This window comes from Pyxidicoccus caerfyrddinensis, assembly GCF_010894405.1.
In the GTDB taxonomy this organism is placed as follows: domain Bacteria; phylum Myxococcota; class Myxococcia; order Myxococcales; family Myxococcaceae; genus Myxococcus; species Myxococcus caerfyrddinensis.
Map to the genome: position 1 here is coordinate 571892 of NZ_JAAIYA010000006.1, position 9219 is coordinate 581110.

5 protein-coding genes are annotated in these 9219 nt (G+C 65.2%); 2 read left to right on the forward strand and 3 right to left on the reverse strand.

Going from position 1 to position 9219, the window contains the following annotated elements; all coding sequences use genetic code 11:
* Nucleotides 1–378: 378 nt before the first annotated feature.
* On the forward strand, nt 379–873 hold the full coding sequence (locus G4D86_RS17725; protein ID WP_163995122.1) for a DUF2127 domain-containing protein: 495 nt from the start codon (nt 379–381) through the stop codon (nt 871–873).
* Nucleotide 874: 1 nt separating this feature from the next.
* Here G4D86_RS17725 and G4D86_RS17730 read toward each other — a convergent pair whose 3' ends face one another.
* Nucleotides 875–1645, reverse strand: coding sequence for a DUF1003 domain-containing protein (locus G4D86_RS17730; protein ID WP_163995123.1), 771 nt, complete (start codon nt 1643–1645; stop codon nt 875–877).
* A gap of 226 nt (nt 1646–1871) precedes the next feature.
* Between G4D86_RS17730 and mscL the strand changes: the two genes are divergently transcribed.
* A complete protein-coding gene (gene mscL, locus G4D86_RS17735) occupies nt 1872–2288 on the forward strand; it encodes a large conductance mechanosensitive channel protein MscL (protein WP_163995124.1) in 417 nt (138 codons plus the stop codon).
* A 118-nt stretch (nt 2289–2406) separates the two neighbouring features.
* Here the strand turns inward: mscL and G4D86_RS17740 are convergent, their stop codons facing one another.
* Together G4D86_RS17740 and G4D86_RS17745 are read right to left on the reverse strand one after the other, a co-directional pair.
* Nucleotides 2407–2634 carry a hypothetical protein gene (locus G4D86_RS17740; protein ID WP_163995125.1) on the reverse strand — a complete coding sequence of 76 codons (228 nt, stop codon included), beginning with the start codon at nt 2632–2634 and terminating at the stop codon, nt 2407–2409.
* 607 nt (nt 2635–3241) lie between these two features.
* Entirely contained in the window at nt 3242–9091 is a 5850-nt protein-coding gene (locus tag G4D86_RS17745; RefSeq protein ID WP_163995126.1) for an RHS repeat-associated core domain-containing protein, read from the reverse strand.
* Nucleotides 9092–9219: the final 128 nt, after the last annotated feature.

Consider the following 9219-nt stretch of genomic DNA (forward strand, 5'->3'; position numbering starts at 1 on the left):
CCCCCCGCATCCCGCGGCCAGCCAGCCCACCAGCACCCCACCGCACCATCCACGCATCCGCCACCTCCATCCAACTGCCTTGCGCGAGGGTAGGGAGCGTGGGTCATGCGGACCACCGCGTGCGGGAGGGCGTAGCGCGCGTTGCGTGCGCTGGCCGACGGATGTGCTTCCCCTCTTGCTCCATGAGTGGGAACGCGAAGGGCCACACCGTGAACTTCGTGCGCCACGAGCAGGCAGGAGCACGGGCCCATGCCTTCATGGCGGCCCGCCATGTCACAGCATCTTCCCGCTGGTGCTGGAGTGACGGAGCCGTCACGAAGGTGGCACTGCGTGCGCGTGACGCTTTCCGGGGAGTGCCTCGCGGAGAATGCTGCGCCCATGTCCGCGCCATCCACGCTGGAGGCCCATGCGAAGCCCGTCGGGCTCCGGCTCATCATCGCGTACAAGGTCATCAAGGCGGCGCTGGTGCTGGGGGTGGCGGTGCTGCTGACGCTCGCCCCCGAGAAGGCGAGCGCCTTCACCGAGCACCTCATCCACGCGCTCGCCGAGCGTGGGGCCCTGCTTCATCGCATCGGGGAGTGGCTCCGCGCGCACGGTGCGGCGACGCTCGTGACGGATGCCCGCATGGTGGCGTGGGTGGACGGCGTGACGACGGGCCTCGAGGGTGCGCTGCTCATCTCGGGCAGTGCGTGGGGCGAGTGGGTGGTCGTCGGAAGCCTGGCCCTGCTCATCCCCGCAGAGCTCATCTCGCTGGAGCGGAGTTTCTCGCTCGCGAAGGTGGTCGTCATCGTCGTCAACGTGGCCATCGTCGCCTACCTGGTGCACCTGCGGCTTCGTGCCCGGCGCGGCGGCGTGCCCCGCGCGTCCGCGTGAGTCAGCGCCGGGGCTCCGGCGGACGGTCGTGGGCGAGCCGCTCGGTGAGCAGCTCCACTTGGAGTTGCTGCAGCTCCAGCATGCGCTCCCACTGCATGTGCATCAGGTGGTCCAGCTTCTCGTGCAGCGTGGCCACTTCGAGCTCGGCCTTGAGGTTGACGCGGTAGTCCTGGTCCGCCTGGCGCCTGTCGCGGAGGGCCTGGCGGTTCTGCGACATCATGATGATGGGGGCCTGCAGCGCCGCCACGCAGGAGAGGACGAGGTTGAGGAGGATGAAGGGGTAGGGGTCGAAGGGGCGCGCCGCCTCCCAGCCTGAATTGAGAAGCACCCAGAACAGGATGACGGAGAGGCCGCCGATGACGAAGCCCCAGGAGCCGCCGACGCGTGCCACCGCGTCCGCCGCGCGCTGACCGAAGGTGAGGTTGCGAGTGAACTCGCGTTCCAGGTCCTCGGCGACGGTGGAGTGGATGGCCGCTCGCCGCGCGACGTCTGCTTCCACGGCGGTGAGCTGGCCGCGCTCCTCCTCGAGGCGGGTGGTGACGAGGGCGAGGCGCTCGGCGTCGCGGCAGCTGCGGCAGATGAGGGCGCCGGGTGCGGCGGCGTCTGGATTGCGCTGGATGATGAAGCGGGACAGCTCGATGCGGAGGGCGTCGAGGCGCATGCGCTCACTGGAAGGACGCTCCCGGTGGCAGACGCTGCACGTGAAGTTGGGCGGATGATGAGGCCCGTGGTGGTGATGTCCCGCGTGTCCGCCCCCGGTACTCGTCGTCATGGATGCCTCCCGCCGGAGCGGCTGTGTCACGGAGGGCCGCCCACCCGGTTCCACCACTGTGCCACCGTGAAGGTGCGCGTGGGAGCGCTACGGCCCTGACCACCACGTGACACCTGCCCCGGAGGAGGGCGCTGCCGCTTCGCGCCGCCGGGTAGGGTGCCGTCACGGGAGCCGGGCCGCCGGCCGTCGCCGCGCGGTGCGCGGGCTCCCGAGGAAGGGCCTTTCCGTGTCCGTGCTCTCGGAGTTCAAGGCGTTCGCGCTGAAGGGCAACGTGGTGGACCTGGCGGTGGCGGTGGTCATCGGCAACGCGTTCACCGCCATCGTCAACGCGGTGGTGGCGGACCTGGTGATGCCGGTGGTGGGGCTGGTGCTGCCGGGCGGAGACTGGCGCAACGCCACCTTTACGCCGCTACAGCTGCGCCTCGGTCACCTGCTGGGCGCCATGCTCGACTTCTTCATCATCGCGATGGTGCTGTTCATCGTGGTGGTGAAGGTGGGCGCGCTGTGGAACCGCAAGGCGGCGGCGCCTCCGCCGCCCACGACGAAGATGTGCCCGGAGTGCCGGGAGACCATTCCCCTGGACGCGCGGCGCTGCCGGGCCTGCACGTCCGTGCTGGAGCCGCTGGTGTCCGGCCGGGCGTGACGCTGTTCACCGCTCCCTGCGCCAACCGGAGGCCGACAGGTTCAGGGCGCCTCTGCCGGCTACCGGTCCCGCGCTGGCTCAAAGCGTCGTGCGGTTGAAAGCGCTACTCTGTTCAGCATCAATTCATCTCGTCCGTCGAAGAAGAGAATGGCACTGAAATCAGAGTCCCCGGAGACTCGCCATAGGGACGGGCGCTGACGCTGCCGCACGCATCGAAACGTCCGATGTCGCGGCGCGCCGTGGCGTAGCCGGGTATGAAGCGACGGGCGATGGCGCTCTTGCCCTCGCCCTGCTGCCAGGCTGCAATAATGCGCTTGCGCAGATCGAGCGAATGGGTGCCGGGCATGACTGGCGACCTCCCTCCCCAGTCAACAACCTCCGCCTGCTCACTTCATCCGAACACCGCTGTCAGTCAGATCTTGAGTGTAGATCAATGGATGCTATCGCGCAGGTCAAATGGAGACATGGGGCCGAACGTCTTTGTGGCGGTTAGCGACATCCACTCAAAGTTCCGATCAGTCGCCAGATGCTGAGAGCAACACAGTGACAATTTGAAGTCGTCATCAAGCCAATCCCAGCATTCAAGCACATCCCCTCCTCCAGGGAGCCTCGGGTGGTACTTTCTAGACGGACCGAACTTGACCTCAAACTCCCCCCTCGCAGCAGCAAGCGCTTCGCCACACTTCGCTTCTCGACGATAGACAAGAATGGCCACTTGACGCAGTTTCCCGTCTCGAGTGAAATCCGATGTCACTCCTCCCTTGAAGCTCGCGAGCGTTGCTGTTGTTCCGAGACGCATTAGCCTTTCGAAGGTGGTGTCAGCATGTACTCGTGAAAGCAAATCAGCTCCTGTCATGATTGCAGGCACCGCTCCCGTGGAACCGCCATCAGAGGTTCCGCCTGCTGAGCAGCAGGCGACCAAGAGAAATGCGAATGTTCCCGCGCTAATTCTTCTATGGCACATCGAAAACCTCCTCCTTGAAGCCCATGGTCGTGCTCTGAGCCTCGACTTCCCAGGCATTGGCCAAATCTGCGCTGAGCCGCACCACCGTAGGATTCTCTGCAAGCTGCCGAGCATGCCATAGCTCATGAAACAGCACTGCTTCCGGTAGAGGACTAACCGCTTTTGTGTAGTCGAGATCCAGCGAGCTGAAAATGGGAAGTGGTCCTTCAAATTTGCGGTTAACACAAACTTGTTCGGTGCTGCGACGCGCCGTTCCTCCGGCTATTCTCTTGTTTCTTGAATCGTAGAGAGGCCCCCCCACATCAATCCGCACGTCGTCCGGGCTACTCTCCAAGAAATCGACCAGCCAGCGACCGAGCTCCGTCGAACGGATGTTGTTAAACGCGGTTCGGAGTCGTGGATCGACGCTCGTGATGCGAAGACCCTCTGGGTCGATCCATGTGACGGGGCTTGCCCTCACATACGCATATAGGTTGGTGTCTCCGCCGTTGAAGCGAATGGGATCCCTTGCCGTCCAGCGGCCGGTTTCGGCGTCATGGTCGCGAGCACCGAAGCGTGTCAGCTTCGTGTCCCTGTCGTAGAGGCCGCCGGCGAAGCCGAAGGGCTGAAAGCCGGGGTTGGAATCCGTCAGCACGTTGCCCCAGGCGTCGTACGTCAACGCCTGCACCACCGTGCCATCCTGGGTGTTGACGATGAGGCGGGGGCTTCCAAGGTGGTCCGAGACGAATCGGTAGGTGATGCCCCCCTTCACCATGTAGTCCGGTGAGTGGCCGCGCGTGCCATAGACGAAACGGCTCACCACACTCCCCGCCCCGTCCAGCTCCGCAACGACGCGCAACTGCCCGTCATAGAGGAAGCCCTGGGTAAGGGTGCTATTGACGCGCTTGCCCACGCGGCGGTTGGCGGCATCAATGACGTACGTCACCTGGGTGCCATCGGGCAGGGACACCGCCGTGAGGTTGCCGGCTGTGTCATAGGTGTACTGGGTGGCGGCCGTGCCCACCGTTTTCGTTTGCAAGTCCCCACGAGGCCCCCACGTGTAGTTCGTCGCACCGCGCGTCAGCAGGCGATCCTGCGCGTCATAGGTGGCGGCGATGGCAATGCCTGCTTCCGTGTGAGAAGTGCGGTTGCCGTTGTCGTCGTAACCGTAGGAGGCGTGCACAGTGCCGTTGAGGGTGACTGTCTCGAGGCGTCCCGCCGCATCGTACGTGTATCCCCACGTCTGGGTGGCAACGCCCTGTACCGTCTCGGTGCGGCTGGTGATTCGGCCCGCGTTGTCGCGAACCAGTGTCACGGAGTAGAGCGTCGCCGTGCCATGTTTGGCACCTAGGCTCGTGACTTCCCCGAAGAGATTGTAGCCTTGCGTCGTCGTAACGCTGCCCAGCGTGGTGCCGGTGAGAAGTCCGTTGGACGTATTACGCGTCGTGGTGAGACTGCCCGCGGCGGACAGCAGCATGTCGTTGTCATAGGTATACGCAATGGGCGTCTCACCATTGACGCTGACGGAGGCCACGTCGAAGTTGGTGTTGTACTTGTATCCCACGCTACCCGAGATGCCGCCTGCCCAGGCGACACTCGTTACCAGAGGGCCATCGCGGTTGAAGGCGAGGCTGGCTCCACTGGCGTCCGCCGCTGCACTGTCGGCAAGACTCACCAAGTGACCAGTGGTGGGCGAGTACCCGGCCGTTACTGTGTGGCGGGGCGTCGTCACCGTCGCGAGGCGCCCCCCGCTCTCATAGGTGAAGGAGGCCGAGGTGCCATCCGGGAAGCTGGTGAGGGTGGGCTGCTCATCCAAGTTGTACGTCTTCAGGGTGCTGAGAGTGCCGGTGTTAGACGCCATGGGCGGCGTGTAAACGTCCTCCACGTCATTCGGCATATAGCCGAAGGTGTGCGCGGGCTTGCCGGGAGGCGTGAGGGAGGTGAGGTTCCCCGCGGCGTCGTACCCAAAAGAAAGCGCACGGGGGCCTGGCAACGTGGAGCCCGTGAGGCGGCCCGCGGAATCCTGAGTGAAGCTGGTGGTACGACTCAAGGCATCCGTCGTGGACGCCAGCCAGCCTTTGGCCGCCCCACTTGCGTGATAGTAGAAGGTTTGAGTGCGCGCCCCCTGCGTCACGGAGGCGAGCCGACCATCCGGGTAGTAGGCATACGTGACAGGCGTGAGGTTTGGCACCTCGAAGCGAGTCATGCGGCCTTGCGCATCAATGTCTGTGTATGCCTTCTTCCCCATGGGGCTTGTATGCGTGAAGCGCCCGGTGGCCTTTGTGAAGACAGTGCTTGAGGACCTGCCGTTGAGGACAGATGTCCACGTCGCGGTGGTGTACGCGAAGGGGTCCGCCGCGTTGGCTCCCGTGGGCAGGGTGAGGGACTGATTGGCCGTGTAGACGCGAGCCAGGCCCGAGGGCAGCGTGGTTGTATGGGCTGCCACAAAGGGGGCCCCCGCTCCGAAGCGGATGTCACTGCCGGGGCGCACTGTTTCCGTCGTGCCGTCCGGGTACGTCGTGACGTCCAGCCCGTTGTCCCCTCTATCCGTCACCGTGGTGACTCCCGCGGGAGTGCGAGTGGTGCGCCGTTGCAGACTCCCCACCCTTTCTGAAGTGTGCAGTATGACGCGGCCCTCGGCCGTCGTCACCTCCACCGCAAAGCCCGCCTTGCCAGCACGGGCCCCCGAAGACGGCTTGGAGCGCGTCAGCGTCTTGAAGCCGCCGCCCGGGTTGCTGTCCTTCAGCAGCCGGCCGGTCGCGTCGTATTCGAAGGGGTGAACGCCGTTTCGCGCATCAGTGAGTTTCGTCAGCAGTCCACCGGCGCCGTACTCCAGCGTCACAGCCTCGTGGCTGGGGTTTTCCACCCGACTCAGCAGCCTTTCTGGCGAAACTTCCAACCCCGTGCGCTGCCCTCCTGGCGCCACAATGGCCGTTGGCCGTCCATCCGCCTGCCTCTCAATGGTGGTGACCTCCCCATTGGCGTCCGTCAGGGTGACGAGGCGCGCGGCCGAGTCATAGCCAAACGTCAGCAACGTCGCACCCGTCAGCGCGTCCAGCGTGCGCAAATGCTGGCCCTGCCGGAAGACATATGCCGCACGCCCGTCTTCGGAGGGCACGAGGATTTCCCCCAGGGAAATGGTACTGGAGGGCGAGACGAGCTTGTACACACGGTGTGGATAGGTGGTGGCTTCGAAGGCAATGTGAAGCGCCCCATCGGGCGCGACTGCAAGGTTCATGGGGGTGGCGTAGAGGTCTGTCTGGAGGGCATTCGCCCCTGGCACCGGCAGTCTTGAGCCGTTCGCCCCTGTGCCCGCGACCGTGGTGACAACTCCATCGGGCCCAATGCGTCGGACACGGCGGCCATCGACAAAGTACAACGAGTCGTCCGGCCCCACTGCAATCCCTCCCTCAGGGGAGAGACGCTCTATGGTTGCAAGTGCAGCTGGCCCATGGTCGCCCGAAAAGGAGGAAGTCCCATTCCCCACGACGCTGCGCACCAGCCCATCCCTGTCGAGCTTCCGAATGCGGTAGTCGTACGTCCCCGCGAAATAAAGCGCCCCTGACGAGTCAAGGCCAGCCCGCTGGTAGGTGCCGAGGCCCGCACTCAAGGCAGGAACGGGCGTCGCGCTCATGGAGTTCGTCCCATTCCCCACCACCGTGAAGATTAGCCCCTCCGCATCCACTCGCCGTATCCGTGCGGCCGTACCCCCGCCCGATGCGGTGCCGAGGTAGACCTCCCCAGCGGGTGAAGCCTTGATGAAATCAATGTCTCCAGTAGCAGCCTGAGTTGCCGGACCGCCCTCCCCGTTCGTTGCGTTATCGCTGAATGCCAGCTGCCCATTGCCGGCAAAATGGTGGACAATTCCGTCAGGAGTAATTCGGTAGACGCGTTTGTTGTTTTTGGCAACATAGTGGCTGCCGTCCGGCCCCACGTCGTGGGCCGTGAGAATTCCGAAGTCCGTCTTGGTGGCGGGCGCCCCAACACCACCGTCCGTGACAGTGCACCCACTCTTGCAACCCACCACGGTGTAGACGCGTCCATCCGGCGCAATGCGGCGAATGACCCCCTGGTAGGTGTCCCTCGTGTAGACCGAGCCGTCGTCGCCGGCAACGAGCTGATTCACGCCGAAGCTCGACTCTGTTGCAACGCCGCCATCCGTCACGCCGTAGCCGGCCCCAGCCACCAACTGCCAGACAGCGCCAGTGGCCTTGGCGGACTGCCTCTCACCGTCTCCGCGGAAGAGGGTACCGCTGCCGGACTCAAACGTGTGGTGCACGTTCAGCGTCCAGCCTCCCAGGGCCTGGGCCAGCGCGTCATGCGCCACCAATTTTTGCGTCCAGTTCCGCCAGAGGAAAACCTCCATTGTCTGCCGATTGGAAGACGCCGTGTAGGCTCCCCCAGGGGCGTTGAAGCTGCGCCACAAGTCAGCCGGCTCTCGGTACCGCGCCCTGTATGCAAAGCCCACGTCGATGCGGAAAGTCTGGACGCCCTGCAGCTTGCGACCCCACCTGTCGAGGCCATCCCACTGGAACGTGAAGCGCTGGTTGGGAAGGCGATTGAAAGTGTAGTGCCAGGAGCGGCCAGCGCCTTGGATGTCGACAATTGCGTACCTGAGACTCTGAGGTACCGAGGCCCCCGTGACAGGCACTTCGAAGCTGTAGCGACTGGTGCGCCCGGGCACTCTGTCACTCTGGTAACGCAGCGTGTAGGGCGTTCCGACAATTGGCACCGCCTCGCCGAGCGTCTGGTTTTCACACTCAATAATGCTACCGGACGTCTTGCACGGCTTGGGCTCGGGCTCGTCGCCTTCGGGCTCCTCGTCGGGCGGGGCGGTGGCGTCGTCAGGGAAGCCGTAGGGCCAGTTGCAGTCCCACGGCGTCAGGTGCGTCAACGGCACGCGCCAGAGGGACGCCCCCGGCGAGTAGAGAGTGGCCAGGCGCTGGCGCTCCTCATTCGTGAAGCCCAGCGCCGTCAGCGGGGCGCCCACGTCGGCCACCCCGTCACCGGTGACGTCGACGTCCGCCATGCCGCTGGTAATGCTGACAACCTTGACGACGCGCCCGTCGGCGTCCGCCTGCCACGTACCTGCCTGCCTGTCGTAGTAGCCCGTGGGCACGTCCTTACCGGCCGGGAACCCCAGGAAGTTCTCCAGGTAGAAGTACACCGACTGGCTGAAGGAGACGCGAGTGGCCCCCGCGGCGAGGGCCTCGTCCAGACTCCACTCCACGGCGTACGTGTAGCCACTCAGGGGCGGCAGCGCCCCGGGCATGGCCCTGGGCCCGTCCGTGCCCACGGTGTACTCCGTGGCCCGTACCGACATACTGGAGAGGGGTTGGGTGGTACCATTGGGCAGCGTCAGCGTAACGCCGGTGCCGGCAGGCACCAGGAGGGTGGCCTGCCGAGGGCCGTCCGCGTCCGACACCGCGTGGCCTCGCGCCACCTGCAGCGTTGCCGCCTGGGCGGTGAGGACGGTAACGGCCGTGTCGAGGGCCGTCAGGGCTACGTCCTCCACTGCCACCCAGTCGCGCCAGGGCGTCTTCACGCTCCGCTGCACCGGCAGCAATCCCTCCTTCTCGAATTGGAGAATGACGGTGCCGCCCCCGTTGAGGGCAAACTCGTACGTGCCGTCCCCCCGCGTCAGCGTCTGCCCCCATTCTGGGTGGGAAAGGGTCGTCACCTTGACACCGGATAGGGGAGCACCTACCCGGTTCAGCACGCGCCCGTAGGCCACCGCCACCCGTCGAGCGTCCATGGTGCCCGGCGCCACCCCCGTCTGCGGAGGGGTGCTGCCCGTGTAGAGGAACGAGGTGGCGTCGGCAAAGTCCGTTGGCGTCCCCGTTTCCTCCAGGGGTGGCACCCGGTGAGCGTCAAGGTAGTTGTCGCGTGAGAGAGTTCAGCCGGTGCGCTTCATCTCCTGCACTGCCGGGGTGAGGTTCGGAGAGGGGCCAAGGCGGACGGAGCCCGCTGGCGTCCAGTTGCGCGTGT